The sequence below is a fragment of the Brevibacillus brevis genome, from assembly GCF_001039275.2.
Classification (GTDB): Bacteria; Bacillota; Bacilli; order Brevibacillales; family Brevibacillaceae; genus Brevibacillus; species Brevibacillus brevis_C.
Genome location: NZ_CP030117.1, coordinates 4,914,161 through 4,938,903 on the forward strand (window position 1 = coordinate 4,914,161; position 24,743 = coordinate 4,938,903).

At 49.5% G+C, this 24,743-nt stretch carries 24 protein-coding genes; 1 reads left to right on the forward strand and 23 read right to left on the reverse strand.

The window, feature by feature from the left end:
* Positions 1–13 precede the first annotated feature (13 nt).
* The 13 genes from AB432_RS23745 to AB432_RS23805 form a co-directional block, all read right to left on the reverse strand.
* Positions 14–1,126: an aminopeptidase gene (locus tag AB432_RS23745; protein WP_048034376.1), complete on the reverse strand. Its 1,113-nt coding sequence runs from the start codon at positions 1,124–1,126 to the stop codon at positions 14–16.
* A 501-nt stretch (positions 1,127–1,627) separates the two neighbouring features.
* Positions 1,628–2,101, reverse strand: coding sequence for an MgtC/SapB family protein (locus tag AB432_RS23750; RefSeq protein WP_048034377.1), 474 nt, complete (start codon positions 2,099–2,101; stop codon positions 1,628–1,630).
* A gap of 73 nt (positions 2,102–2,174) precedes the next feature.
* Entirely contained in the window at positions 2,175–3,863 is a 1,689-nt protein-coding gene (locus tag AB432_RS23755) for a DUF4127 family protein (protein ID WP_048034378.1), read from the reverse strand.
* A gap of 30 nt (positions 3,864–3,893) precedes the next feature.
* Positions 3,894–5,237, reverse strand: coding sequence for an FAD-dependent oxidoreductase (locus AB432_RS23760; protein ID WP_048034379.1), 1,344 nt, complete (start codon positions 5,235–5,237; stop codon positions 3,894–3,896).
* 44 nt (positions 5,238–5,281) lie between these two features.
* A complete protein-coding gene (locus AB432_RS23765) occupies positions 5,282–6,139 on the reverse strand; it encodes a carbohydrate ABC transporter permease (RefSeq protein ID WP_048034380.1) in 858 nt (285 codons plus the stop codon).
* A complete protein-coding gene (locus AB432_RS23770) occupies positions 6,129–7,067 on the reverse strand; it encodes a carbohydrate ABC transporter permease (RefSeq protein WP_048034381.1) in 939 nt (312 codons plus the stop codon). The genes AB432_RS23765 and AB432_RS23770 overlap by 11 nt, the downstream gene beginning before the upstream one ends.
* Positions 7,068–7,078: 11 nt before the next feature.
* Positions 7,079–7,768, reverse strand: a complete 690-nt coding sequence (locus tag AB432_RS23775; protein WP_235617539.1) for a hypothetical protein — start codon at positions 7,766–7,768, stop codon at positions 7,079–7,081.
* Between the two features lie 51 nt (positions 7,769–7,819).
* Complete coding sequence (locus tag AB432_RS23780) at positions 7,820–9,112, reverse strand: ABC transporter substrate-binding protein (protein ID WP_048034383.1); 1,293 nt, start codon at positions 9,110–9,112, stop codon at positions 7,820–7,822.
* A 91-nt stretch (positions 9,113–9,203) separates the two neighbouring features.
* Positions 9,204–9,962, reverse strand: a complete 759-nt coding sequence (locus tag AB432_RS23785; RefSeq protein WP_048034384.1) for a response regulator transcription factor — start codon at positions 9,960–9,962, stop codon at positions 9,204–9,206.
* On the reverse strand, positions 9,934–11,790 hold the full coding sequence (locus AB432_RS23790; protein ID WP_048034385.1) for a cache domain-containing sensor histidine kinase: 1,857 nt from the start codon (positions 11,788–11,790) through the stop codon (positions 9,934–9,936). The genes AB432_RS23785 and AB432_RS23790 overlap by 29 nt, the downstream gene beginning before the upstream one ends.
* Positions 11,791–11,873: 83 nt before the next feature.
* Positions 11,874–12,410 (reverse strand): GNAT family N-acetyltransferase, encoded by a 537-nt coding sequence (locus AB432_RS23795; RefSeq protein WP_048034386.1) that lies wholly within the window; start codon positions 12,408–12,410, stop codon positions 11,874–11,876.
* A gap of 85 nt (positions 12,411–12,495) precedes the next feature.
* The gene (locus AB432_RS23800; RefSeq protein WP_048034387.1) at positions 12,496–13,008 is read right to left on the reverse strand and encodes a GNAT family N-acetyltransferase; all 513 of its coding nucleotides are present in this window, start codon (positions 13,006–13,008) and stop codon (positions 12,496–12,498) included.
* Between the two features lie 93 nt (positions 13,009–13,101).
* The gene (locus AB432_RS23805) at positions 13,102–13,494 is read right to left on the reverse strand and encodes a hypothetical protein (RefSeq protein WP_048034388.1); all 393 of its coding nucleotides are present in this window, start codon (positions 13,492–13,494) and stop codon (positions 13,102–13,104) included.
* A gap of 186 nt (positions 13,495–13,680) precedes the next feature.
* Here AB432_RS23805 and AB432_RS23810 point away from each other — a divergent pair, with 186 nt between their 5' ends.
* Positions 13,681–14,649, forward strand: a complete 969-nt coding sequence (locus AB432_RS23810; RefSeq protein ID WP_048034389.1) for an MraY family glycosyltransferase — start codon at positions 13,681–13,683, stop codon at positions 14,647–14,649.
* Positions 14,650–14,711: 62 nt separating this feature from the next.
* Here the strand turns inward: AB432_RS23810 and AB432_RS23815 are convergent, their stop codons facing one another.
* From AB432_RS23815 to opp4C, 10 genes are all read right to left on the reverse strand, one after another.
* Positions 14,712–15,575 carry a GNAT family N-acetyltransferase gene (locus AB432_RS23815; RefSeq protein WP_048034390.1) on the reverse strand — a complete coding sequence of 288 codons (864 nt, stop codon included), beginning with the start codon at positions 15,573–15,575 and terminating at the stop codon, positions 14,712–14,714.
* A 15-nt stretch (positions 15,576–15,590) separates the two neighbouring features.
* Positions 15,591–16,310, reverse strand: coding sequence for a 3'-5' exonuclease (locus AB432_RS23820; protein ID WP_048034391.1), 720 nt, complete (start codon positions 16,308–16,310; stop codon positions 15,591–15,593).
* Between the two features lie 140 nt (positions 16,311–16,450).
* On the reverse strand, positions 16,451–17,875 hold the full coding sequence (locus AB432_RS23825; protein ID WP_053079623.1) for a serine hydrolase: 1,425 nt from the start codon (positions 17,873–17,875) through the stop codon (positions 16,451–16,453).
* A 5-nt stretch (positions 17,876–17,880) separates the two neighbouring features.
* Positions 17,881–18,771, reverse strand: a complete 891-nt coding sequence (locus AB432_RS23830) for a serine hydrolase (protein WP_048034393.1) — start codon at positions 18,769–18,771, stop codon at positions 17,881–17,883.
* Between the two features lie 70 nt (positions 18,772–18,841).
* Positions 18,842–20,485, reverse strand: a complete 1,644-nt coding sequence (locus AB432_RS23835) for a peptide ABC transporter substrate-binding protein (protein WP_048034394.1) — start codon at positions 20,483–20,485, stop codon at positions 18,842–18,844.
* Between the two features lie 223 nt (positions 20,486–20,708).
* Entirely contained in the window at positions 20,709–20,990 is a 282-nt protein-coding gene (locus AB432_RS23840) for a DUF2325 domain-containing protein (RefSeq protein ID WP_048034395.1), read from the reverse strand.
* Between the two features lie 36 nt (positions 20,991–21,026).
* Positions 21,027–21,221, reverse strand: a complete 195-nt coding sequence (locus tag AB432_RS23845) for a YezD family protein (protein WP_048034396.1) — start codon at positions 21,219–21,221, stop codon at positions 21,027–21,029.
* Positions 21,222–21,557: 336 nt separating this feature from the next.
* The gene (locus tag AB432_RS23850) at positions 21,558–22,523 is read right to left on the reverse strand and encodes an ABC transporter ATP-binding protein (protein ID WP_327375931.1); all 966 of its coding nucleotides are present in this window, start codon (positions 22,521–22,523) and stop codon (positions 21,558–21,560) included.
* Complete coding sequence (locus AB432_RS23855) at positions 22,513–23,499, reverse strand: ABC transporter ATP-binding protein (protein WP_048034398.1); 987 nt, start codon at positions 23,497–23,499, stop codon at positions 22,513–22,515. The genes AB432_RS23850 and AB432_RS23855 overlap by 11 nt, the downstream gene beginning before the upstream one ends.
* A gap of 310 nt (positions 23,500–23,809) precedes the next feature.
* Positions 23,810–24,736: an oligopeptide ABC transporter permease gene (gene opp4C, locus AB432_RS23860; RefSeq protein WP_048034399.1), complete on the reverse strand. Its 927-nt coding sequence runs from the start codon at positions 24,734–24,736 to the stop codon at positions 23,810–23,812.
* Between the last annotated feature and the right edge of the window lie 7 nt (positions 24,737–24,743).

Here is a 24,743-nt window from a genome sequence, read left to right on the forward strand (position 1 = left end):
TTATCGCCCTCCCCTACAGAATCAATTGCTCCGGATTCAGCCCCAGCAGAGCTTCATACACAAACCTTCCGTCTTTTCGAATCAGTACATCGTCAAACCAGATTTCGCCGCCACCGTATTCCGGGCGCTGAATGCAGATCAGGTCCCAGTGAATCGCGCTGCGGTTGCCGTTATCCGCTTGATCATAGGCACGACCGGGTGTGAGATGGAAGCTGCCGGCTATTTTTTCATCAAACAAAGTATCGCCCATCGGGTGCAAAATGTACGGGTTAAACGCAATGGCAAATTCACCGATGTAGCGTGCACCTTCATCCGTGTCCAATATTTCCGTTAGCTTGTCCGTTTGGTTCGCGTACGCCTCGACAATCTTTCCTTCCCGAAAAGTAAACCGGATGTTTTCAAACGTCGTGCCTTTGAAATTGCTGGGGGTATTGTAGCTGATCGTCCCGTGAATCGAGTCGCGCACGGGAGAGGTATACACTTCACCATCGGGAATGTTGCGTTTGCCTACCGCTGTCCGCGTCCCAATCCCCTTGATCGAAAACGTCAGGTCTGTCCCTGGTCCGACGATGCGCACCTTGTCCGTTTTGTCCATGAGGTCGTACAACGGTTGGCACGCTTCGGCCATTTTCTGATAATCGAGCGAACATACGTTGAAATAAAAGTCTTCAAACGCTTCTGTCGTCATGTTGGCCTTTTGGGCAATAGCCGAGGTCGGGTAGTTAATGCGCAGTCCCGTAATTTGATTGTCGACATAATGGAAAATGGAATCATACGCTTCTGCGTACAGACGGTACTTCTCCTGTGGAACATCCTTCATCTCACTGTCATTTGTCTCGCCATGAATTCCGATATAGCCTTGCATGCCAAACCACATGTCCTTTTCCAACTGAACGGTCTGGGCAAGCTGCTCTTCCGTTAACCCTTTCAACCATTCCCGCTGGACCTTCGGCCGTACAAAGCGCAGATGGGGATACGCTCCCTTCGCATACAGCCGCTTCACCAATTCCATTGCCAGCGGCTCTCCTTCATCTACGACCATGATCATAATATGCTGTTTGGCTTGCACATCCAGGCTGTACGAAATTAAGTTATCTGCTATTTTTCCTAATCTTTCATCTCTCATCGCGCTCGCGTCCTTTCCAGATTTTCATTACTCTTCCAGCATACCGCGCGTTTGTCAGAGGAATATCATCTGAAAACAAGTGATCACCACACTGTTGTGGCAGGGCTTTCGTACAGCAGTAAATTCCTTCGTGTTATTCAAACATTTTGCAAGTTAACGCAAGGAAGCTTGTGAAAGTCAATTTAGTTGAAAGAGAACATCTTAGAACCACTTTCAACGAATGAATGAATAGCTACGTAGGAAGAAGCGAATTTCCAGTCCAAGCGCCTCTGGAGCCCAACCTAGCGTAGGTATAAATGGCGGGGAATTTAAGCTTCACTTATGAAATACTTCCTCGAAACTTCTACTTTTGAAGCGCTCCCGCCATTTATTCCGAAGCGGACAGTCTTACCTCCCCTTGCAGGGCGGAGGCCGAAGCGCAGACTGGAAATTCGCTTCTTCCTCCCACTACGGCTCCTGCAAAAAGTAAAAAGCGATGCTAATGCACCGCTTCTCCGTGATTCACTTTCCTAACCGCCTGTGCTGGACATCCTCCACACGCTGACTGATCCTGGCGAGTACAAAGGCGATGATGACCGAGAATATCACAATGCCGTAAAATCCGGCTCCGATCCCGATACCAATCCCGCCAGCGAAAAAGATCATGGCTGCGGAGGTCAGTCCTTTTACTTTCAAGCCGTCCTTCAAGATGACGCCTGCTCCCAAAAAGCCAAGACCTGTGACAATCTGTGCAGCCAAGCGCATCGGGTCCATCATCGTTCCGTTTCCAGGCGCACTGTATAGCTTTGTGCTGTAAATAGAAACGAGTGTGATGAGCGTACAGGCTACGGACACATACATGTACGTTTTCAGCCCGGCAGGCTTGTTTCTGTGCGAGCGATCCCACCCGATGAACAAACCAAGAATCGCACTCACCACAACCCGCATATACATTTCCAATTCATACTGCACATACAACCATTGTAGAGTCTCCATCCTCGTCACCTTCTTATAGCGATAGAGACATGATATGTGCAGATTCGAAAAATAGAACGGCTTTTTCTATGTCTTACTCCCTTTCAATCTTCACTTCTGGCCCGACAAAGACTTCAAACAACCGCTCCCACGGAAGCTTGATCTCCAGATCCGATAGTTCGACGATTTCGCCTTCAAACGTATTCTTGCCTCGCTTTCCGATAACCAGCGATTGATTGGCAAAATAGTTTTCGTACCAATCTTCCGCATGTGGTGTCAGTGCATCTCTTACAAAGTCATTAACTTCGTCGTAGTCATCTCCGAGATTCCACTCATTTCCCTTTAACTCTTTTACGAGGTCACGTGCTTCGGCCATCACTTCATTTCGGTAATGATGGTCATTTACAAACGATGACAAGAGCAGATTAATATGGGTTTCTGCCGCATCCACCGTTAAGGGCACACCGAACTGATTTCCTTTTTCCAAAAAGGCTGATCGTTGCAACGCCTGTCCCAACGCGCTTCCCATGTTATTTCCCGCCGTTCCCCATGCCGTGTAGGCGAAAAGCTCCGGCAGCTTTACTTCTTCTTGTAGTCGCTCGATCAACTCAGAGTCAGCTTTGTTTGTAATCGTAACGTCTGTAAGCGCGACCTGCTTTCCTTCCTCCAGAAGATCATTGATTTCTTCGACGAACTCATCCAGGTCTTCGCGTCTCTCTGCATTGCTTTGTCCTTTTTTCTTCGGTGAATGGATCATTAACACGATATCTGCATCGTCTTCATCCCGAACGGGCTTGCCGCCTGCTGCGATAATATGCTTCTCGACGTTTACATCAAAGGTCGTGTCTTCAAACGGCGCCGTCCACTCGCTGCCGTCTATACCCGAATACTCGACTGCTACTTTTGGATGGATGCGCATTTCGTTCAAGGCGAATCTGCTCAACAAGACGGTTCCTACTTCGTCCGCTCCAGGGAAAATCGCTACACGATCCTCTACATCCAGCTTCTTTGCTTTTTGGACCAAAGTCTCCCGCTCTGCCCGGTGAAGACCATGAGGAGCAGCGTCATCCTGAGCTAGCACTAAATAATCAATGGTCCCATCCTCTACCCAGTCGATCAACAGTGAGTTAATCTTGTGGTTGCGCTCGCGGGCATTCAAGTAATCTTCCAGCACAGACTCGGGAATCTCCCTTTCCAACTGATCGAGCCGATCCTTTTTTTCTGTCATGCCGAGGTTGTGCACCTCATCGTATAAAATAGCCCATTCTCTGATTTGCTCATAGTACTTCAAAGTTTCAGGATCAGTCGCCGTCACCGCCAAGCGTTGAATCGTATCGAAGACGTAAATCGGCTTTTTAGAATGCTTATCTCTCAGTCTCTTAATGGCTTCGATATTCGACAGGGCCTCTTCATAGGACTGTTGATCGGTACGGGACGCTACCAGTCCGCCATATGCCAGCATGCTGACAGAGATGACCGAGCCGTCCACTTTGCTTGCTTGTTTGATCAGCCAATCGCCAATTTCTTCCCCATCGCCCGGCGTCATAAAGTGACCGAGCATGTCTTCATCGGGCATAATCGCCTCCACCCCGCCTGCCCTTGCTGACATTTGTGGAAAATACGTGTTGACCGGACGATCATCGAGGGGGACAAGGGCGACTTTGGCAATTGGCTTTGGTGACGCTTTTTTCGCCGCAACTGTACTCGTCTGCGTAAATGGAACCATGCCTGTTACTAGTGCTGCCATAGCCAGTGTTGAAATGACAACGCGCAACTTTTTCATAGACCCAATCTCCTTTCAAAATGAAAAGGTTTAATCGAGGACGGCATTCGCTAGACGCAATTGTTCCTGTAATTTTGCCACGTGAAGCAAACGCGGAATGGTTTTGTCGTGAAACGCAATGGCCGCTGCTGTACCTGCTGCTTGCCCTGTAGCCATACAGCTCGGGGTAAGCCTGGTCGTAGCCAGCGCCTCATGTGTCGTAGAGATACAACGCCCCGCCGCAAGCAGGTTGTCGATGGATTGAGGGATCAGGCATCGATACGGAATGTCATAAGCGCCCTCCCCTTCAATATCTGCTGCCACTACGCCTTTGCCAGAAGGATCGTGAATGTCAACCGGATAGCCGCTTCGTGCGATGACATCCGGAAAACGTCTGCCCGCGACCACGTCTCCGATCGTCAAGCTGTACTCCCCGACGATTCTGCGTGTCTCACGGATGCCAATTTGCGTTCCGACTGCGGAGACGGATGCTTTCGCGAACCCGGGAACTTTATTTTTCAAAAATTCAGACATCAATATCACTTGACGTCTCCCTTCTTCCTCCGCTTCCGTCAAATCCTCGACATCTGTTCCATCCAATCCCTGCACCCGCGTGCAATTGATCAGAACTTCATCACTCTCGGGCCCTGTGAAAAACAGAATTTGATCCCGATTAATCGGAACGCCTGACATTTTCCAATGCGTATAAAAGCCTTGAACACCTGTCAGCGGAATGGACGGCAACTGTGCAAACGGCGTCTTGTGATAAAACTCATCCGGATGATCAAGCATGTACTGCTTCACCTGCTCCAGATCGACGCCGCGCATGCGAAACTTCATGGTCATCGGCTGTGTCAGCCCATCTGCATCTCGCCCTTTACTCGTCGGCGCTCCCGATAAATAAGCGATATCTGCATCTCCTGTCGCATCGACGAACACCTTGGCCTTGATCTCATACTTGCCCGATTTACTGGTGAGGGTAACAGAAGTAATCTCTGTCCCCTCTACCTTCACCTGATCGACAAAGCTGTGGACAAACAGCTTGACGCCCGCTTCCTTGAGCATTTCCACAGCGACCAGCTTGTAAATTTCCGGATGATACGGCGTGACTGTACTGACGAATCCCACCGTATCCTGCAAATGTCCAGGCGATCCCCCCTTTTCTTGCAAGCGGTCGACGATTTCCTGTGCAATTCCTTTAATGACTTGCTCGCCACTCTCCGTATGAAACGTCATCCACGGATAAACAAGCGCAATCGTCGACATCCCTCCGAGAAAGCCGTAACGCTCGATCAGGATCGTTTTGGCTCCCAATCGTCCGCTGGCGAGAGCGGCACTGATTCCTGCCGGTCCCCCGCCTATCACGACTACATCTGCTTCCACTACTCGATTCATCTGCACTCACTCCTTGTTGAGCTTCCTTTCCATCCATGCTTCCTCTAGTCTTTGAGACCCGTCATCGATACACCCTCGATAAACTGCTTTTGGGCGAAAAAGAACACGATCAAAAGCGGCAAGGTCGCCATGACGGACGCACTCATCAGATGATGCCACGCTGTCCCTACTTCATCGGTAAACAAGGACAAAGCAAGTGGCAGTGTCATCATCTCTCTGTCGTTGATGAAAATGAGCGGATCGTAAAACTCGTTCCAGCTCGTCAAAAACGTAAAAATCGTCAGCGTCGCGATGGCTGGCTTCGCCAATGGCAGCATGATGCTCCAGTAAATCCGCCAACGCGAGCAGCCATCGATCATCGCCGCCTCCTCCAATTCTTTTGGAATCCCGAGGAAAAACTGGCGCATGACGAACACTCCAAAAATTCCGCCTGCCCCGAATATCGGAAGCACAATCAGCGGCACATGCGTGTTAATAAGCCCAAGCATGCGCATGAACAAAAACATCGGAATCGACGTCACTTCATGCGGGATCATCATCGTCGACAGCAGCACCAGAAAGACGATATTCCGTCCGCGAAACGGGATTCGGGCAAACGCATAGCCCGCAATCGAGGCAAATAATACCGTTCCAACCGTGACCAAAATCGCAATGTACAGGCTGTTCCAATAGAACAAATGAAATGGCGTATTCGCCAAAACCTCCGTGTAGTTCTCCAAGCGGATCGACGAAGGGATAAACTCTGGCGGAAAGACGAATATTTTGGCTGGCTCTTTTAATGAAGTAGAAAGCATCCACAAAAAAGGCACCAGCATCAGTAGGGAGATCGCTCCTAACGCGACATAGTGACCGCCAATCCCCAATAACTTGCCCGCTTGTAATCCGTGGCGATTACTCTTCATGGAACACCCACCTTTTTCTAAACTGCCACTGTAAGAGCGTAAACACTAAAATGATAAAGAAGAGCACAAAGGCAAGTGCAGACGCATAGCCGAATTCAAAGTTTTTGAAGGCGCGCTCCCATATGTAATAGACGAGCACCTTTGTACTGTTATCCGGCCCACCCTGGGTCATGACGTAAATCTGCCCAAACACCTTGAGCGAGCCGATGATCGTCAACAACGTGGTTAAGAAAACCGTCGGACTGATCATCGGGATCGTAATCTGAAACAATTGACGCGTCCGACTGGCTCCATCAATACGCGCCGCCTCATACAGGTGAACGGGCACCTGCTGTAAGGCAGCAATGAACAGAACCATGTTCAAGCCCACATTTTTCAGGACACTTGTCACGATCACCACCGGCATCGCCAGCTTGGGATTGTACAGCCAAGAGGGGCCTGTAATCCCGAACATCTGCAAAATTTGATTGATAAACCCTGTGTCTGTCGCAAACAAATACTTCCACACAATCGCCCAGACGATTAGCGATGTCATGACTGGCACGAATATGGCTGTGCGGAAAATCCCGATCCCCGGCAGCTTGCGCACGAGCAGTAAAGCCAACCCCAACGCCAACACGATGTTCAGGGGGACGAGACCGGCCGAGAACGTAAATGTATTGCCCACGACCCTCCAAAATTCGGCATCCTGAAAGATCGCTCTGTAATTTTCCAAACCAATAAATTCGGCTTCCCCCAGTAACGGCCAATCCGTAAAGCTCATGTACAGCGCGAGCAAAAGTGGTCCTAGCAACAGCACCACAAACCCGATGGCCATCGGGCTGACAAACAGCCATCCCGTCAAATTCGCTTCCCGGTTGAAGGATTTTTTCCTTGTGCCACTTGTTCTCTTGTCAGGAGAGAGCGGGACATTCAACTTGCTCTCCATACGATCCCTCCTTAGTTGTCGATCGCATTCCGCAATGCATGAATAGAACGGCGCATTTCATCCTCGGTCCTCCCAATCGCCATCGCTCCAGCTAACAGGACACGAACCCCCGTTTCTCGTAGAGCTCCTATATCCTCCGCCATAATTTTCCGCTGTGTCGGAACGATGATGGGGATGCCCGCCTTCTCAACGATGTACCGATAGGTGAGCAGGTCGGCAAATGTAAGCCTCGTGCCATACTCACTTCCCGGAATAATCGACGCCTCCAATGCGGTCATAGGAAAATGCTTCACGGCTTGCAATCGGGACAAATCAAACTGATCATCGATGGCAAACGTACTCGCCACCCCTTCGATTTTCATAAGGGACGCTGGCAAATGATGACCATAGATGGAGAGGAAGTCGATTCCCAGCGAATCGAACTGCTTGATTTCCTCGGGATTGAGTTCCTCCATTGATCCGCCCGGAACAATGCCAATCGGCCCCGCGAACTGGCTGCGTATCGTTTGGAGAAAGTCCGTATATTCAGCCAGAGGACCGAACCGGTTGCCACTGGCACGATGGTACACATTGATGTGCATCTTCAAGCCATCTGCGCCTTCCTCCATCGCTGCTCTGGCCAAGGTCTCATCGTTTTGCGGGAGACTGACCATTAGCAGAAAAGGCTTCTCTTCCAGTGCCTGTCGAAAACGATTCATCATAACCTCCCACTCAAGTCACAACGGCCTGTATCCCAGACCGTTGTGACGAGCTTACTTTTTCATGATCGGATTGACTTTCTCTTCTAGCAACTTCACGATATCCGCAGGCTGTGCCGTTTGACCGAATAATTGATCAAAACCAGCCAGTATCGTTGTGTCGATTTTTTGCCAATCAACATGCCCTGGCTGCAGGTGTGCCTTAGGCATCTCGTCGATAACCGCCTGCTTGATGTGTGCAGGGTCGGGGTTGCCTGGAACATTCAAAAACGGATCGGAATTCAGCACGGACAAGCGCGGCGGTACAAAGTAAGTCGAGGTCTCCTGGACACCCTGCTCGCTCGCGAGGAATTTGAGGAATAACTTAGTCTCCTCCAAATGCTTTGTTCCTTTGAAAATCGAATATCCTGCCTGACCGAGCATCGGTGCCGAGCCTTTTGAACCCGCTGGCATCGGAGCAATGTCCCACTTGAAGTCCTTGATTGTCCGCGCCTTCGAAACGTAGCTGTACACATCAAAGAACATGCCAATTTTGCCTGATTCAAAGCTGACTTGCTCACCCGCCTTCGGATGCGATCCATCTGTAAACATCATCCGTTGGAGCATGCTGAGTGTCTCCACCCCGTATTGGTCATTCCACGTAAACTGATTCATTTCTTTGTTGAACGGGCCGCTGCCATTTGACCATGAATAGGAAGACAGGATGATCCACGTTTTCCAATCGCGGAAGAAGTTGGCCCCGTAGATTTTGCTTGCTCCTGTTCCGCTCGAGATCGCTTGCGCCGACTTTTCGAATTCCTCCCACGTCCATTTTCCTTCTTTCGCTAGATCGTTCGGGGATTTCAAGCCTGCCTTGTCAAACAAGTCCTTGTTGTAAAACATCACGGTAGGCGGGGTAGAAAACGGCAGTCCGTACAGTTTGTCGTCTTTTCGGAACAGCTCAAGCGTCGACGGAATAAAGTCGTCCAGCTTAAAAGCAGTGTCGTTCTTTACATCCGAGACATCTTCCAAAATCCCATTTTCCATAAACTGTGGTACCATTCGTTCAGACACCCAACCGATGTCAGGCAGCTCCTGACCAGCAGCGAGCACCGTCACCTTTTGCTGATAATCGGGGAATGGAACAGATTCCAGCTTCACCTTGATGGTCGGATTTTGTTGCGTAAATTTTTCAGATAGCTTCGTATACAGGTCTAGGTGGGCTTGGTTGCCCCATGTTAAAAACGTAAGCTCGACTGCTTCTTTCTGACCCGTTGCGGAGTCACCGGGAGTCGTCGCGGTGTTGCTGCACCCAAATGTAAACGCTGTCAAAGCAGTAGACAATGCCAACAGGATTGCCTTTTTCATGGCGTACCTCCTTATCTGTTTTCCCTGTCACCAGTATAAAATTGAGTGAATAGTAAGATAAATCACGTGAAATTTAGATTTGGTATGAGATTTAAAGATCTTCACTGCCTTCGAGGTCTCGGTAGCTCCCGGGTGTCATCCCGACTTCCTTTTTAAATACCAGCATGAAATGCTTCGCGCTCTGATACCCTACTAAGCGGGCGATATCATACACCTTCAGACTCGTCTCGTGTAATAGCTGCTTGGCGCGGTTCATCCTCACCTGCGTGATGTAGTCGGAGACATTTTCCCCCGTCTCGGTCTTGAACAATTGACTCAAATAGATCGGATTCAAATGAACAGACTCCGCCAGCGTCTGGAGTCTCAGATCGCCGTCCAAATGATCGTGAATGAATGCTTTTACCTTGCGAATGATTTGTCTTTCTTCTCTAGGACTACCGTCGACGCTGCTTTCTTCTTCCCGGACTTTCTTTTTGCGATCCAGCACTTGCCTGATTTTTGTGAGCGTGCTCACCAGCTCTAATCGATCAATAGGCTTCAAAAGATAGTCAGAGACTTTGTACTTCAACGCTTTCTGTGCGTAGTGAAAATCACCATAGCCACTAATAATCACGATGGGCAGATCCTCGTACATCTCCCGGATTTTCCCGATCAGCGCCAAGCCGTCGACTTCCCGCATGCGGATATCTGTCACAATCAAATCAGGCATTTCCGTGCGTAGATAATGCAGGGCATCCTTTCCATTTTCCGCTTCTGCCATGACGGCAAAACCAAACGTTCCTTTTTCAATTAACGCTCTCAAGCCTTCCCGAATCATTCGTTCATCTTCCACCAGCAATACTTTGTACATCGCGTGTTTCTCCCTTCTGGAAATCGAGCGGAATCTTCATCGTAATTTCCGTGCCTTGATTCGGTCTGCTCACAATGGTTAGCCCGTACTTTTCCCCGAACAATAAGATCAGCCGCTGTGAAATGTTTCGCAATGCTGTCCCATTGTGTGGGTTTCCTGTCATCTCATGCTGCTGCATAGGCGTACGCAGACTTGCGAGCAGACGAGTTAATGATTGCTCAGACATTCCCTTGCCATTGTCCCTCACGCTGATATGCATGACACCCTCCTGACAAAGCGCCGTGAGCCATATCGTCCCTCCCTGTTCCTGATGTTCAATCCCGTGTGCCATTGCATTTTCAAGCAATGGCTGTAGCAGCAGCTTCGGGATACGCTGATCCGACAGGCTCTCTTCCACGTCCATATACACCTGAAGGCGCTCTCCCAGACGAATCTTTTGGATACGAATGTAGGATTCTAACGATATCATCTCTTGTTTCAGCGTAACGTGCCCATCCTCTCGAGCGACCGTATAGCGCATGAGTTTTCCGAGCGAAGAAACCATGTCGGACACATCGTAGTTACCCGAGCGGATCGCCATCATATTGATCGATTCAAGTGTGTTGTAAATAAAATGTGGATTGATCTGGCTCTGTAAGGCCGCCAGCTCCGCCTCCCGTTCACGCAAGCTGCTGAGATACACCTCATTGACAAGGCGGTTGATTTCCTCGACCATCTGATTGAATTGCTCGCTCAGCTTCCCGATCTCGTCTTGGGAATCGACAGGAACTCGTTCATGCAAGTTCCCTCGTTTTACTTGCAGCATTTTTTCTTTCAATTGAACGAGCGGCTTGCTAAGCGAATAGGAAAAATAAATCGCGAGCCCGCCAGCAACGAGTAAAAACATCGCCGCAATCAGCATCGTAAAACTACGCAAGCTATTGGATTCTGCAAGCAGGATATCGAGCGGTATCAAACTGATCACCACAAGCCCCGTCTCTCTCGATTGATGATCCACGAAGAGATATCGCTGTCCCTGAATCATCCTCTGGTTCGCATCCCCACGATTGATCCCGTCGGTTTCTTGCAGCAAAGTACGATAGCCCGGCGAGCCTTCGCTCTCCCGCTTTTCATAAAACAGCTCGTTTCCCTCATTTACGATGAGCAAGCTCCCGTCCTTGGTAAAAGGCATATCGGACAAAATCTGGTCAAACATGTCCATTTTCATATCGATTTTCATGATTCCGAGTGGTACTTTCGTATACGGCTCTCGCAATAATCGAGCCACTGACACATAGCGCTCACCAGAGGTATCCAAGTAATAGGCGGGCCGATGCTGTGGAATTATGACCGCTGCCCCCTGTCCCGTGATCACGCGCGAATACCATCCCTCTTCAGCCAAATCTCCCTTGCTCTTCATGACAGAAGGGTCCAGATTGGAAAAAATCATGCCATTCCCCGCAATGATTTGAATGCCTTTTACTTCCGGTCGGCTATAGGAAAGACTGGATATATACAGCGTCATCTTCTCCCTTTTTTCCATGGAGAGAAAAGAAGTAGCCGACGTATTTGTCTGAATTTCTTTTAAAATGGACAGGACTTCTGGGTCGTAGAGCGGCATGAGTGATAAACGCTTCATCTCCCGAATATTGCGCTCCAGGTTGCGATTGATCTGACCCACAATCTGTCCTGTGTATTCAGCCGTTCTCGATTCCGTTGAAGCCGAAAACTTGTTGTACGTGATGATTCCCTGCAAGCTTAACGGGATTGCGATCAAACAAAGAAAAAGCGTGAGAATCTTCGTCCGCAGTGTTCCTTGCAAAAAAAACGTAGAGACTTTCCTTTTCATGATGGCCCCTTTCTGTATGTTTGAATAATCAGTATTTTGTTCATCAAAAAATCCGTCAGGTCAAAATCCTGACGGTCTGTTCCTCAGTCTATTTCGATGCCCATGCAAAGACAATCGTAGAATGTATCCTCAATTAAAAATTCTCTCGTCAACGTCCCCATTTCCTTGAAGCCTAGCTTTTTGTACAAATAAATAGCAGAATCGTTGTCTGAACGGACTTTCAGATTGATTTTTCGTATCACCTTTGATTGCTTGGCCCATTCCAGCAGGGATTCCAGTAGAAGTCTTCCAACCCCTGATCCCCAGAACTCTTTCAAGACGCTAATCCCAAATTCACCTACATGCTGCGTCCGCGATCGGATACCCCCTCGAAAAGTCAGGTTCCCCACAATTCTCCCGTCCACCTCTGCAATCAAACACAGTTGATTAGGAGCTTCTTGAAATCTTTTGATGTTTTCTTTTTGCTCCTCAGGGGCTACTGTCCATTCTTGTGGGCCAAATGACAAATTGTCCGTCTCTCCTGATACCTGATGTATGAACGCAACTAAGGCTTCAGCATCTGTCAGCTCCGATAATCGGATGATGACATTTTGACCAGACTTCAGTTTGGATACCTTCATAAGAACCTCCTCGCATCGGAAACTTTTCATACTATTTAAACAGAAAAACGGACGCCTGTTAACCGTCCGCTTGTAGCTTGTTCGACTATTCCATTGTTTTAAAGTAAAGGACGGTATCATGCAGGCTGCCATCAGCCGATCGGGCAAACCCCGGAATGCGCCCTGCTTCTTGATAGCCCATCGACTGATACAACTGGTTGGACGGATCGCCCGCTCGTGTATCCAAAACGAGGAGGCTTCGGTTATCAGCAAGAGCCCTTGCCTCCGCCAGCAGCATCAGTCCACGACCAATTCCTTGACGTTGCGCTCTGGGATGAACCATCAGCTTGGCGATCTCTGCCCGATGCAATCCATTTGGACGACTCACCAGATGGAGCTGGATGGTTCCGACGATGATATCTTCCTGTACTGCTACCCAAATTTTCACATGTTCATGGGGCACCGAGGTCCAATAGGTGCGTGCTTCTTCCAGCTTCATCGGCGGTAAAAAGCCAAGGGAAGCCCCATCCTCCACAACATCGATCAGCAATTGGGACAGTTGACGCAGTTCTTCCTCTGAAAACTCGATTCCTTCCCGATAACAAAGCGCTGACTTCATAACAGCCCCTCCGTATTTGAAGAAGATTTTTTCTCCCTTCTTACATTATAACGGAGAAATCAAAATCATGTAAGATAATCTAACATCACCTTATCAAGGTCGATATCCGTACATACTGAAAACAAACAGCAAGCATAAATAAATAATTGCTGCGGGTACAATGGTAAGAGCAATGAAAAAACGTTTCTTCACACTGTTGGCATTTCGAAATAGCCAAAAGTAGATGAACAGCAGGATGAGAAGGAACGGGACAAAATAAAAGCCCAGCATGAACCCCACCCAGTCCGAGTTGGTTTCCCAGAACTGTTCCGGCACGGGCACCCGATGATATTCACTATATATCTGTTCTTTACGTGAGATAAATAGGTAGGATAGCACAAGGTAGTAACCGAATATAACGAATTTCAGCCAAGGCTTGATCTGTTTCGCCGCGAGTGTTATAGAAAAGATGATCCCTACGATAAACCATAATGACAAGTATTCCATCTGGATCCCTCCTACGAAGGATTATAGGGATCCGTTCTGTTGGAGATAAGTACCAACTTTTTTTGGTACCTCACCCTCGCGTGATTACAAGAGTCGACAAAATTTGGAATCCTTCCTATAATAGACTTGTCAAACAACACGGTATGCGAGTATCTTTGCATATAGAAAGCTCACTACCTGTAGGAGATGGTCACGATAACGTACGCTCTTTCGTTTTTACTGTCGTTTTGTATCGTTATGGTGCTGATTCCGCCTCTGGCTAAATTGGCATTTCGCCTTGATTTTGTGGACAAGCCACGTAAAGACGTGGAAAGAAAGATTCACCGGGAGCCTATCCCATTGACCGCCAGCTACGCTATTTTTGTCGGCTTTGCTGCATCGTTTCTGCTCTTCTCGAAAGAATCTACCGGGCAAACGATCGCTGTTCTGTCAGGCTCACTTCTGCTGCTTATTATTGGTACCATTGATGACTGGTACAAGACGCAAGGCAAGGATTTTTCCGCCCTGCCCAAGCTGATCGTCCAAGTATCGGCCGCCGTGATTGTCTACTTGTCGGGAATTACTTTTTCCGGCTTTTACAATCCTTTGAGTGGCGAATACATATTGCTCCCGGAATGGTTGCAGTTCATCCTGACCATCCTGTGGATTTTCGGAGTAACGACGGTCATCAATTTTTCGGATGGCATGGACGGTTTGGCTGGAGGGCTTTCTGCAATCTCCGCAGGCACGCTCTTCGTAGTCGCTTTGGTTAAAGGACAAAGCACATCTGCGATTATGGCGATTAGTCTGATCGGTGTTGCCTTGGCTTATCTGCGGTACAACAAGCCACCGGCCAAAATTTTCATGGGAGATGCAGGCGCGACCTTCCTCGGCTTTATCTTGGCGGTCATCGCGTTGGATGGTGCCTTTAAGCAAGCAACCGTTCTCTCCTTGTTCATTCCGATTTTAGCACTCGGTGTGCCGATTTTTGATAATCTGTTTGTGGTGACCAAACGCTTCCTGCAAGGAAAGCCGATCTACCAAGCAGATGCCAGCCAGGTTCATTATCGCCTGCTGCGTTCTGGACTCAATCCAAAACAGGTCGTCACCTTCCTGTGCTTGATCAGTGTTTGCTTTAGTCTGACGTCCATTATCCTGCTCCTGCTCGGGGTATAGATTATCGGTCACAATGAAAAATGCCGCTTGGGTCTAATCCCTGCGGCATTTTTTTGAGCGGATTACGCAAAGCCTCTCTTCGCTGTCGTGGTCGTCTGAAACGTCTGGAAGCCTGTCCGTTCGTACAAGGCAATCGCAGGGTCATTGTGAGTACCTGTGACGAGATACGGCTGCAAGCCCTTTTCCAGCGTCTGGTTCACAAAAAAGCGGACAAGCTCTTTGCCGTAGCCTTTGCCTTGATGCACGGGATCTACGAACACATCGTAAACCTCGCCATGTCCTGTGATGATCAGGGACCCTACGAATACTCCCTCATGCTCGAACAAATAAATATCCTCTCTCATATCGTTCAGGAGCCATTTCTTCCATGCGTTCATCGTTTTCTCAGGATAATCCGCCAAACGGTATGGCTGAAGGTCGATGCCTTTGCGCACCTCATAGTAAGCGTCACTCTGCGATTGGATATACATATCCATTTCGGGCTCGGTGAATTTGCGTACGTCTAGTGTCGGCGCAGGCCCGATCTCTCCTGTGTATTTCATCAGATGATGGCCCCAGATAGAAGCAAAGCCTCTCTTGGAAAAGAAATCAGCACCCTGCCCGTGGTCAACCCGATAGGTAGCCATGACTGCCGTCGGCTTCTCCTCATGCTGTTGCAGTTCCAGCCAAAGCTTATCGAACAGCCGGGAGCCGATTCCCCGCTTTCGATGGTCTGGCCGTATATAGACGTATATTTCTGCTGTCCCTTCTTCTCCAGAGGAGTTCAAATCATAAGTGCCACAGCCGATGATTTGATCATCCTCCTCCCAGATGTAAACCGTAGCTTTTTCCACGATATCAACAATCTCTTCGGTCCTCCAAAGCATGCCTTCGCCAATCATCGTCACGACGGTCTCTTTGTCAGTTGATTGTGCTTGTCGTATCATCTCTGTACTCTCCCGTTAGCTCTGTTGGACGGTTGCTGCTTCTGCGGCTTTTTCCAACTTCTTGCGATGCTGCAAGCAAGCCTCGCATCTTCTGCTTTTTCGCCCGAAAGCCGTGTAGTATTTGCTTTTTTTGCAGGATCGGCACGTAATATACAACGAGCTCGACAAATTGTAGTTCTCTTCTGGCGTGTTTTCTTTCAGGTGTACCGTCTTGTTGTATTTGATGAGCAAATGAGCTGTGTGGATGGCATCGACCAAGGCGGAGTGCAACCTGCCCTCCTGGATGATTCCTGCCGTGTCGATCGCTTCTTTCAGACTCATCTGTTTGCGATCAGCCAAAAGCATGCTAATTGGCGGCTGGATGTCGTTGTAATTGCGCATCCAGTTGAAGTCCAAACCAAACCGCGCACAATGCTCGATCATCAGCCGCTTGTCGTCTTGCCCCCATGTGCACAAGTAATATTCAGAATCGGTGCCAATCCACTTCATAAATTCTGCGAATGCCCGGCGAAACGGAATAAAGGTTGGCATGTTCTCTTTATCGAGACCAATGAATTTGCGCGTTCTCTCCGTGATCCTACGTTCAATCGCTGGAAAGGTGTAGCGCTGAAATGTGTCGACCTCCACGCCATTTTTTCCGGGTACGACTTTTGCCGCTCCGATCTCAATAATTTCCGGGATCTTGTCTCTCTGATAAGTCAGTGTCGTTTCAAGGTCAAAAACAATGATCTGCAAGCGTAATCACATCCTGTATGTATTGTCTCTATTATCGCTTGGATTGGGCATAGAAAGCAAAACAAAGACAAAAGCGGCTGCCTGATTGAAACGAAAAAGGATAAGAACCCAATAGGATTCCTATCCTTGTGTTTATTTGTTTAGCTTGGCGATTTTGTGGATTCCCTCGTCAACTGACGCAATCCGTAGCTCATCCTCGCTATTTGCCCGTCTTCATCCCGGAAAAACTCAATCCAAGGGATGGAATCTCTTTTTTGGAAAATGAAGCTGTCTTTTTGTACTGGTATCAGTGGATACGAGAGACCATCCACCTCCAGGAATAGCTTGCCTTCGTTTTTGGCTATCGATGCGCTTACCCATTCCTGCGAAGAGTAGCGACCCTCGTACAGTGACAACTGCTCATCTGTGACCTCGTATGGATCATAAGCATAGACCGGAGCTCCAGCCGGTCTTGCAAAATAACTGTTCAAAAAGCCGATGACCAACTCTCGGACGCTCACTCCATCGAGATTGACCAGAATCACACCCGTAATCCCTTGATCCGGAACCGAAAAAATGTGCGAGCTGATTCCCTTCAGCGATCCGCCATGCTCTACCAGAGAGCCCTCCGGAAAGGCAGGCGAGACCATCAGACCATAGCCGTAGGAGCGGTGTCCGTCCACACGAGCAAAGGGAGTGAGCATCTGCCGGACGCTATCGGCAGACAGAATCGATGTCGGGTTTCCCGTTGCCCCCAAACGAAAGACTTCCAAATAAGCAAGTAAATCATTCACGGTCGATTTGAGGAAACCGGCTGCTCGCATCGCCGGAGCATCGTGCCAGATGGGTGCTGCAATGATTTGGTTTTCGTCATCGATTTTTTTGTTAGTATACAAAATCGTGACGTCATCCTTGTCAGTCAGTTCATCCACAGAAAAAACAGTTCTGTCCATACCCAGTGGCTGCAAAATATGCGTCGCAACGTAGTTTTCATACGTCTGGTTGCTGACCCGTTCAATGATCGCTCCCAAAAGCCCGTACGCATCGTTATTGTAGCTAAAGGCACCCCCTGGCTCTGAGAGCGGCTCCCCTTCGAATCCAGCAATGGCTTCCATGACTTCTTCGTACGTATGCAGGTAAGGCACTGTCTTCAGTTCTTCCTCCGCCTTGGTTCCAATGACAGCAGGATCATTTTCCATACTCCGCCTCATTGCGCCGTCTAAGTAAGGCATAGGCGCTATTCCAGGCGTATGTGTCATGAAGTGATGAATCGTCATGCGCACTGTCAACTCGTGATCGCCCGCCCGAAACTCTGGCAAATATTTTACGACCGGGTCGTGGACAGACAGCTTGCCTGCCTCTTGCAACTGCATAATCGCAACGCAGGTAAACGATTTGGTGATGGATGCGATGCCAAAAACGGTGTCGAGGGAAAGTGGCAGTTGCTGTTCTCTGTCACGAAAACCGAACGTTCCCTCGTACAAAAGCTCACCGTCACGTGCAATAGCAATAGCGGCGCCCGGAGCCTTTGCCTCGTCCAGCAGTTGCTGTGCATACCTTTGGAACTGTTCCTTCCATGCCGTCATTTTCATCAACTCCCCAACGTTTGCTCATAAATCGCTTTTGCAACACGGGCGATGGTAAGCTCTGCGGCTTCTTTGTCAGTCACACCACGTGATAGTGCCGTGATCGCAATCATCCCTTTTCCTTCGGGCAAATAAATGATGCCAGCATCATTGACGACAGCATTGACGGTCCCTGTCTTATGCGCGACCTTTGTACCTTCTGGCAACAAGTACGGCAGACGGCTGTTGTAATGCTGACGACGCATGATGTCCAGCATCAGCTCGCAGGAGTCTTCCGTGAGAATTTCTTTTCGCGCAATCATGATAAGCAGGCGGTTTAGCTCGGCTGGTGTCGCTACGTTATTATCACGGGTAGGCATCGATACATCGTGGATCAATTCGTAATTGCCTGACTCTTCCCGTCGCATGAACTCATCGAACCCTGCCTGCGAAGGGGTAGGCTCATTCATACCTACACAGTGGTTGAGGAGCTCCCAGCAATTATGCCGTAAATGAATCTGCGAAAGCCCCAGCTCATGCATGTGCTCATTCACCTTGTCGATGCCACCGATCAGCTCGATGATTTGGTCCGTCGCATAGTTATCGCTCACAATCGTCATCAGTGTCGCCAAGTCTTTGACCGTTAAGGCCGCTCCGGCATCCAGCTCTTGCAAAATGCCTGATCCCGGCACGCGATCCTCCCATCTCAGTGTCACGCGCTGGTCGAGGCGGATTCGTCCTGCTTCCACCTCGCGCATCAAGGTGACCATGATCGGAATTTTGAAGGCACTCGCCAGTTGAAACAACTCTTCATCCAGATGCCCTGCTGTCTCTCCTGTTTCCAGATGCACAGCTGCGATTCCAAAAATACCGGGTGCTTCCCTCAGCACGTTTTCTACTGCTTGCTGCCATGTCATGAATATTCCTCCCCATCGCTCGCGAAACGGCCCACACACGGATTTTTGTGTCGGCCATTTCTTTTCAGCGCTATTGTTCTTTGTATCCCCACTTGAAGTCGATGTAGCCCAACGGATCGACTGTGATGCCTTTTACCTTTTCATTTTGTACCCATGAATTGACGCTGGAGTACACACCTGTGACAGGCATTTCTTCCATCAGGATGCTCTCCGCTTCGACCAGATATTGATTACGTTTGGCCTCATCTGGCTCGGCGTACGCCTTCTTTACCAGCTCTACGTACTTCTCGCTAAACCAGAAGGTAGAGTTGTTGGAGCTGTACTTCTCCATCATGAGCTCCAGGAAGTTGACGGAGTCGTTGTAATCTCCCGTCCAGCCTGTTCGGGAAATCATGTACTTCCCTTGCTCCTGATCGTCAAACATGACCTTCAATTCTTTGTTGATCAGCTTGACATCCACACCGAGAGATTGCTTCCATTGAGCCTGCAACGCTTCGGCAATCTTCTTGTTCAGGTCGGAGGTATTGTAAAGATAGGTGATTTCGGGCAGCTTGGTAATGCCCGCTTCCTTCATTCCTTCTGCCAATAACTGTTTCGCCGTCTCCACATCGTTATCCTTGAAATATCCTTCTGGCTTCAGGGAGGCGGAAAGTGGGACGAAGCCCATCAAGGGCGTCTGTCCGGCCTGACCGATGTTTTCTGCGATGTCGCTGCGGTTGATCGCGTAGGCAAACGCTTTGCGGATTTTGCTATTCGTAAATGGTGGCTTCTCCGTCTGGAACAAGAGATAGTAGTTGGTGGCACGTTGCATGGTTTGCAGCTTGCCTTCGTCGCGCAACGGTCCAATGGCATCCGCAGGCAGTCCGCTAATCGGACCGCCAGCCCAATCCAGCTCGCCGCTATTGAACAGCTCCAGCTCTGTATTGGTATCTTCAATCATGGAAAACTCGATTTCGTTAAACTTCACGACCTCTTTGTCCCAATAGTGCTCGTTTTTGGCCAGCTCAATCTTGTTTTTATGCTCCCAATTCACCAGCTTGAACGGTCCATTGGTCACGATGGACTCGGGCTTTTTCGCCCAATCGGGATTGGACTCCACCACCTTTTGGTTGACCGGATAGTAGAAGGTCGCAAGTGTCAGGAAGTAAGGGGTGGGGTTTTCCAAGGTGACTTGCAGCGTCTTGTCATTGACGACCTTGATGCCGACATCCTCCGCTTTCGCCTTCCCTTCGAAAAAGGCACGGGCATTTTTGATCGGATAGTACTTGTAGGCGGAGCCGCTGGCTGTCTTCGGATTGAGCACGCGCATCCAGCCGAAGGCGAAGTCTTGAGCCGTAACCGGGTCGCCATTGCTCCATTTGCTGTCGCGCAATGTAAAGGTGTACACCTTTTTGTCCTCCGATATTTGAATGTCGGATGCAACGGAATTGACTGGCTTGCCATCCTTGTCCAATCGAACAAGCCCGTCGTACAGCGAACGGATAAAGGCACCGGAAATCACATCGTTGGACATGCCTGAATCAAGTGTTTCAGGCTCCGCGGCATTCATGTGCAACGTCTGCTCTGTCGCAGGCTGCACAGTTGCCTGCTGTGCTGGCTCTGGTTGCTGCTGGTTGTCTGGTGCGGTTTGAGTCGGCGTATTGCCGCTGCTACAGCCTGCAAATAGTCCCGTAAGCAAAACGAAGAGACTTGTCATGACAACTGGTCTTTTCATGCTGTACCCCCCTGTTTGAGTCGGATAACCGATTATTGAATAAATATTCTGCAAATTTTATGCCATTCGTGTTTTCGGTTGTTCTTTTGTTGATTTTATTCCCTGCTGAATACTTTTATCCGAGTCGGTCCAACAAGTTTCTACCAGTAGTCTCTGTCACGCAAAAAAGAAGTATTCATCCTTGAATACTTCTATTCATTCGCGCATATGGGGGCAGTCCTCTCTAGCTTATCGCTGGTTCGTACATGGCTACGGCATCACATGACCGTCGGCAAAAAACGATCGGGACGTGCTTTTGCTTCGCCAGCTTCTTTATATTTTTACTCAAGCTGTGACTCACAAAGTTAATAAAGACAAGAACAAGCTCCGTATCAGAAGGAATCGTCGCCTTCACATCGGATTTTTTGCGACCTGATACGTGATAGACATTCTCGAATCCTTTGTTCTGCAACAAGCTCTCGATTTCTGCTACCCGATCTCCTCCTACCACAAGAACGCCTGCCATAGTCCTTCCTCCTCTCTTTTTTCCACGCCTTTTCTTCTATTTTCCGGTGCGCACTTGCGAAATCTTTGCCTCAGGCTTTTCCGCCGGGATTCTGTATTTTTCCGTTCGCTCAATTTGAACGACCTGTGAATCGTGAACCACAATATGTATGGAGCCGTATTCCAGACCATCCAGTGCGCGCGCGATTTTCTCTAATAAGAAATCGTCTAGGCGAATCTCATTTTTTGCCATGGGAAGCACCCTCCTATTTCGTCAAAATCAATATATATTATTCCTACCTTTTTACTTTGTTTTGTGATCTGATAATACCTCTTGATCCCCATAACCGTCAATGTCAAACAGTTTGGGCAGCAAGAGGCTCTTCTCACCTCATTTTCCTTCGATTGACGGAAAGCTCCCTGCGCAACTAGACAGCTTTGGTTGTCTTTGTCCTCGCGGGAGCTTTCGGTCGACCGATCAGCTAATTATTTAAAAACCGATGCGCTTACTATGATATGAAAATATTACCATATGCTTCTGCTATCGGTCAATGCCCCGTGCCGTTCTTCGTTCCCCCATTGATTCCGTTTACACCAAGTGACAGGCGACAAATCTGTCGGCGCTGACCTCGCGAAAAGCAGGCACTTCCTGTCGGCAAACGTCTTTCACATACGGGCAGCGCGTGTGGAATTTGCACCCTGCCGGAGGATTTGCCGGACTTGGCATGTCTCCTTGCAGGACGATGCGTTCGCGCTTTTTCTTCGGGATCGGAAGCGGCACAGAGGAGAGCAATGCTTTGGTGTACGGGTGGAGCGGCTCCAAAAACAATTCATCCCGAGGTGCCAGCTCGAGCAATGACCCCAAATACATGACGCCGATCCTCGAGCACAGATGCTCGACGACGCTCAAATCATGCGAAATAAATAAGTACGTCAGCTTCTTTTGCTCCTGAAGATCTGCAAACAAATTGATGATTTGGGCTTGGATCGACACATCCAGAGCAGATACTGGCTCATCCGCGACGATAAAATCAGGGTTCAACATAATGGCCCGTGCGATACCGATCCGTTGGCGCTGACCTCCCGAGAACTCATGCGGATACCGATCGACATGATACGGCGCCAACCCGCATAAAGCCATGACCTCTAAAACTCTTTCTCTGACCTCTGCTTGTGGGAGCAACCCGTGATCAAGCAGCGCTTCCCCCAGTGCCTCACCGATTCGGACCCGTGGATTCAGCGAGCTGTACGGGTCTTGAAAAATATATTGCATCCGCGGGCGCAAAGCTCGAAGCTCTTGACGATTCAAGGCGTGCACATCGATACCCTGGAAACGGACTTCTCCCTCTGTCTTTTCCAAAAGGCGCAGAATGGTGCGACCTGTCGTGCTTTTCCCGCTGCCGGACTCGCCGACCAGCCCGAACGTCTCCCCTTTTTGGATGGAAAAGCTGACGTCATCCACCGCTTTTACATGGCCGATCGTCCTGCCTAAAAGCCCCCCGGTAATCGGGTAATATTTTTTCAATCGGCGCACTTCCAGCAAATTATTGTCCACGGGCGATCTCCTCCTCATACAGCCAGCACGCGACCTTTCTGCCGTCTCCCCCATCGCGCAAAGGTGGCTGCTTCACCCGGCAAATGTCCAAGCACTGATCACAGCGGTCAAGAAAATAGCAGGATTCGCCGAGTGTCGTCGGATTCGGTACTTGACCAGGGATGGAATACAGCTTGGCTCTGCGTTGGTTCAACACAGGCTTGGAGCGAAGCAAGCCTTGTGTGTACGGGTGCTTCGGCTCCTCGAACAGCTCGACGACAGGAGACACCTCTACCACTTTTCCTGCGTACATCACGACGACATGATCGGCCATTTCTGCAACGACACCCAGATCATGTGTGATAAAAAGAATCGCAGTTTGGGCTTCCTCCTTGATTTTGCGCAGCAGATCGAGAATTTGCGCCTGAATGGTCACATCCAAAGCTGTCGTCGGCTCATCAGCGATCAGCAGGCGGGGATTGCAGGATATTGCGATGGCAATCATAATGCGTTGCAGCATGCCTCCACTCAATTCATGAGGGTACGATTTGGCGATTTCTTTTGCCCGCGGGATTCCGACTAGCTCGATCAGCTCAACAGCTCGCGCTTGGGCTGCTTTTTTGCTTATGCCCTGGTGCTCCATGATCGGCTCCATGATCTGCTCACCGATGGTCAATACAGGATTGAGTGACGACATCGGCTCCTGAAAAATCATTGCCAGCTCATTGCCGCGGAGCTTGCGCATTTCTTCTTTGCTGACTTTTCGCAGATCACGGCCTGCAAACCATATCTCACCCGAAACGATACTGCCTATCGCCTCTGGGATTAATCCCATCAATGACATGGCTGCCGCGCTTTTGCCGCAGCCTGACTCGCCTACGATGCATACGGTCTCTCCTTCATAGACGCGCAAATCGAGGGCATCGACTGCTTTGACCACGCCTTGTTCGGACTTGAAGTAGGTACTTACATTTTTGATGTCGACTAGAGCATTCATGCTTGGCTCACCTGCCTTTTCTTGTATTTGAAGGAGCTGTAGTGGAGAGGGAGAAGAGATTTCCAGTCTACGCTTCGGCCTACGCCCCGCAAGGGGGATTCACTGTCCGTTTCGAAAAAATGGCGGGAGCGCTTCAAACGTTGAAGTTTCGGGGAAGTAGTCCATAAGTGAAGCTGAAATTCCCCGCCATTTTTTTCGAAGCTAGGGCGGGCTCCAGAGGCGCTTGGACTGGAAATCCCTTCTCCCTTCGCTGCTTCAGTATTCTCTTGAAAGTAAGTTCATGAAGGTAAAAGCAATTCAAAACACCCCTTCAACGCTTCTGCTTCGGGTCCAAAGCATCCCGCAGTCCATCTCCCAACAAATTAATCGAAATCACGGTAGCAAAAATAGCAATCCCAGGAGGAACCCACAGCCACGGTCTTTTCTGAAAATCGATCAACGTGTTGGCTGCATCCATCATGTTGCCCCACGTCGGTGTTGGCGGGACGACTCCGAGGCCGAAGTACGATAAGACGGATTCACTTAGAATCGCACCACCGACGTTCAAGGTGGCAACGACTATCAAGAGCGGTGTCAGATTGGGCAGTAAATGGAAGAATAGCTTGCGTCTGTCGCGCAGACCGAGTACTTCTGCTGCTTGCATGAATTCACTTTCACGAAGGGTGAGCATCTGGCTGCGGACCATTCGCGCCAAGCCGGGCCAGCCGATCAGACTCAGCATGACCATGACGATGTAAATGCGGTAGTCGGTCGGGATTTTCCACTCGGAGAGGACTGCGCCCATAATAAACAAGAGCGGCAGACCAGGAATGGTCATGAGCACATCTGCTACGCGCATGATCACTTGATCGACCCACCCGCGGTAAAAGCCAGCCAGTGCACCGAGAAGGGCACCAATAGATACAGAGAGCACCATAGAGGCGATGCCGACTGTCAATGAGATTCGGCCCGCTTGCATCAACCGCGTCAAAATGTCTCTGCCCAAGCTGTCCGTCCCGAGCCAATGGGAGAAGCTTGGCGGCTTGTTGATCATGGCCGTATTAATCTTGCCGGATGCGTACGGAGAAAAAAACGGACCGATGAAACATACCACTGCCATGACGAGTAAAAACACAAGTCCAACCATGGCCAGACGTTTCTTTTTCAGTCGCAAAAACGCCTCGTGCCACAAGGAAGAACGCAACGCTACCTGCTCCGGTCTCGTCACCTCCGCTACTTCCCTTACCGTTGATGCCATCGTTTTC

Excerpts from the sequence above, each read along its gene's own strand:
- AB432_RS23835 (WP_048034394.1), bottom strand. The coding sequence starts at position 20,485 with ATGAAAAGACCAGTTGTCATGACAAGTCTCTTCGTTTTGCTTACGGGA.
- AB432_RS23840 (WP_048034395.1), bottom strand. The coding sequence starts at position 20,990 with ATGGCAGGCGTTCTTGTGGTAGGAGGAGATCGGGTAGCAGAAATCGAG.
- AB432_RS23785 (WP_048034384.1), bottom strand. The coding sequence starts at position 9,962 with ATGTACAAAGTATTGCTGGTGGAAGATGAACGAATGATTCGGGAAGGC.
- AB432_RS23760 (WP_048034379.1), bottom strand. The coding sequence starts at position 5,237 with ATGAATCGAGTAGTGGAAGCAGATGTAGTCGTGATAGGCGGGGGACCG.
- AB432_RS23745 (WP_048034376.1), bottom strand. The coding sequence starts at position 1,126 with ATGAGAGATGAAAGATTAGGAAAAATAGCAGATAACTTAATTTCGTAC.
- AB432_RS23775 (WP_235617539.1), bottom strand. The coding sequence starts at position 7,768 with ATGATGAATCGTTTTCGACAGGCACTGGAAGAGAAGCCTTTTCTGCTA.
- AB432_RS23845 (WP_048034396.1), bottom strand. The coding sequence starts at position 21,221 with ATGGCAAAAAATGAGATTCGCCTAGACGATTTCTTATTAGAGAAAATC.
- AB432_RS23810 (WP_048034389.1), top strand. The coding sequence starts at position 13,681 with ATGGTCACGATAACGTACGCTCTTTCGTTTTTACTGTCGTTTTGTATC.
- AB432_RS23805 (WP_048034388.1), bottom strand. The coding sequence starts at position 13,494 with ATGGAATACTTGTCATTATGGTTTATCGTAGGGATCATCTTTTCTATA.
- AB432_RS23780 (WP_048034383.1), bottom strand. The coding sequence starts at position 9,112 with ATGAAAAAGGCAATCCTGTTGGCATTGTCTACTGCTTTGACAGCGTTT.
- AB432_RS23825 (WP_053079623.1), bottom strand. The coding sequence starts at position 17,875 with ATGACGGCATGGAAGGAACAGTTCCAAAGGTATGCACAGCAACTGCTG.
- AB432_RS23815 (WP_048034390.1), bottom strand. The coding sequence starts at position 15,575 with ATGATACGACAAGCACAATCAACTGACAAAGAGACCGTCGTGACGATG.
- AB432_RS23770 (WP_048034381.1), bottom strand. The coding sequence starts at position 7,067 with ATGGAGAGCAAGTTGAATGTCCCGCTCTCTCCTGACAAGAGAACAAGT.
- AB432_RS23855 (WP_048034398.1), bottom strand. The coding sequence starts at position 23,499 with ATGAATGCTCTAGTCGACATCAAAAATGTAAGTACCTACTTCAAGTCC.
- AB432_RS23830 (WP_048034393.1), bottom strand. The coding sequence starts at position 18,771 with ATGACATGGCAGCAAGCAGTAGAAAACGTGCTGAGGGAAGCACCCGGT.
- AB432_RS23800 (WP_048034387.1), bottom strand. The coding sequence starts at position 13,008 with ATGAAGTCAGCGCTTTGTTATCGGGAAGGAATCGAGTTTTCAGAGGAA.
- AB432_RS23750 (WP_048034377.1), bottom strand. The coding sequence starts at position 2,101 with ATGGAGACTCTACAATGGTTGTATGTGCAGTATGAATTGGAAATGTAT.
- opp4C (WP_048034399.1), bottom strand. The coding sequence starts at position 24,736 with ATGGCATCAACGGTAAGGGAAGTAGCGGAGGTGACGAGACCGGAGCAG.
- AB432_RS23790 (WP_048034385.1), bottom strand. The coding sequence starts at position 11,790 with ATGAAAAGGAAAGTCTCTACGTTTTTTTTGCAAGGAACACTGCGGACG.
- AB432_RS23755 (WP_048034378.1), bottom strand. The coding sequence starts at position 3,863 with ATGAAAAAGTTGCGCGTTGTCATTTCAACACTGGCTATGGCAGCACTA.
- AB432_RS23765 (WP_048034380.1), bottom strand. The coding sequence starts at position 6,139 with ATGAAGAGTAATCGCCACGGATTACAAGCGGGCAAGTTATTGGGGATT.
- AB432_RS23795 (WP_048034386.1), bottom strand. The coding sequence starts at position 12,410 with ATGAAGGTATCCAAACTGAAGTCTGGTCAAAATGTCATCATCCGATTA.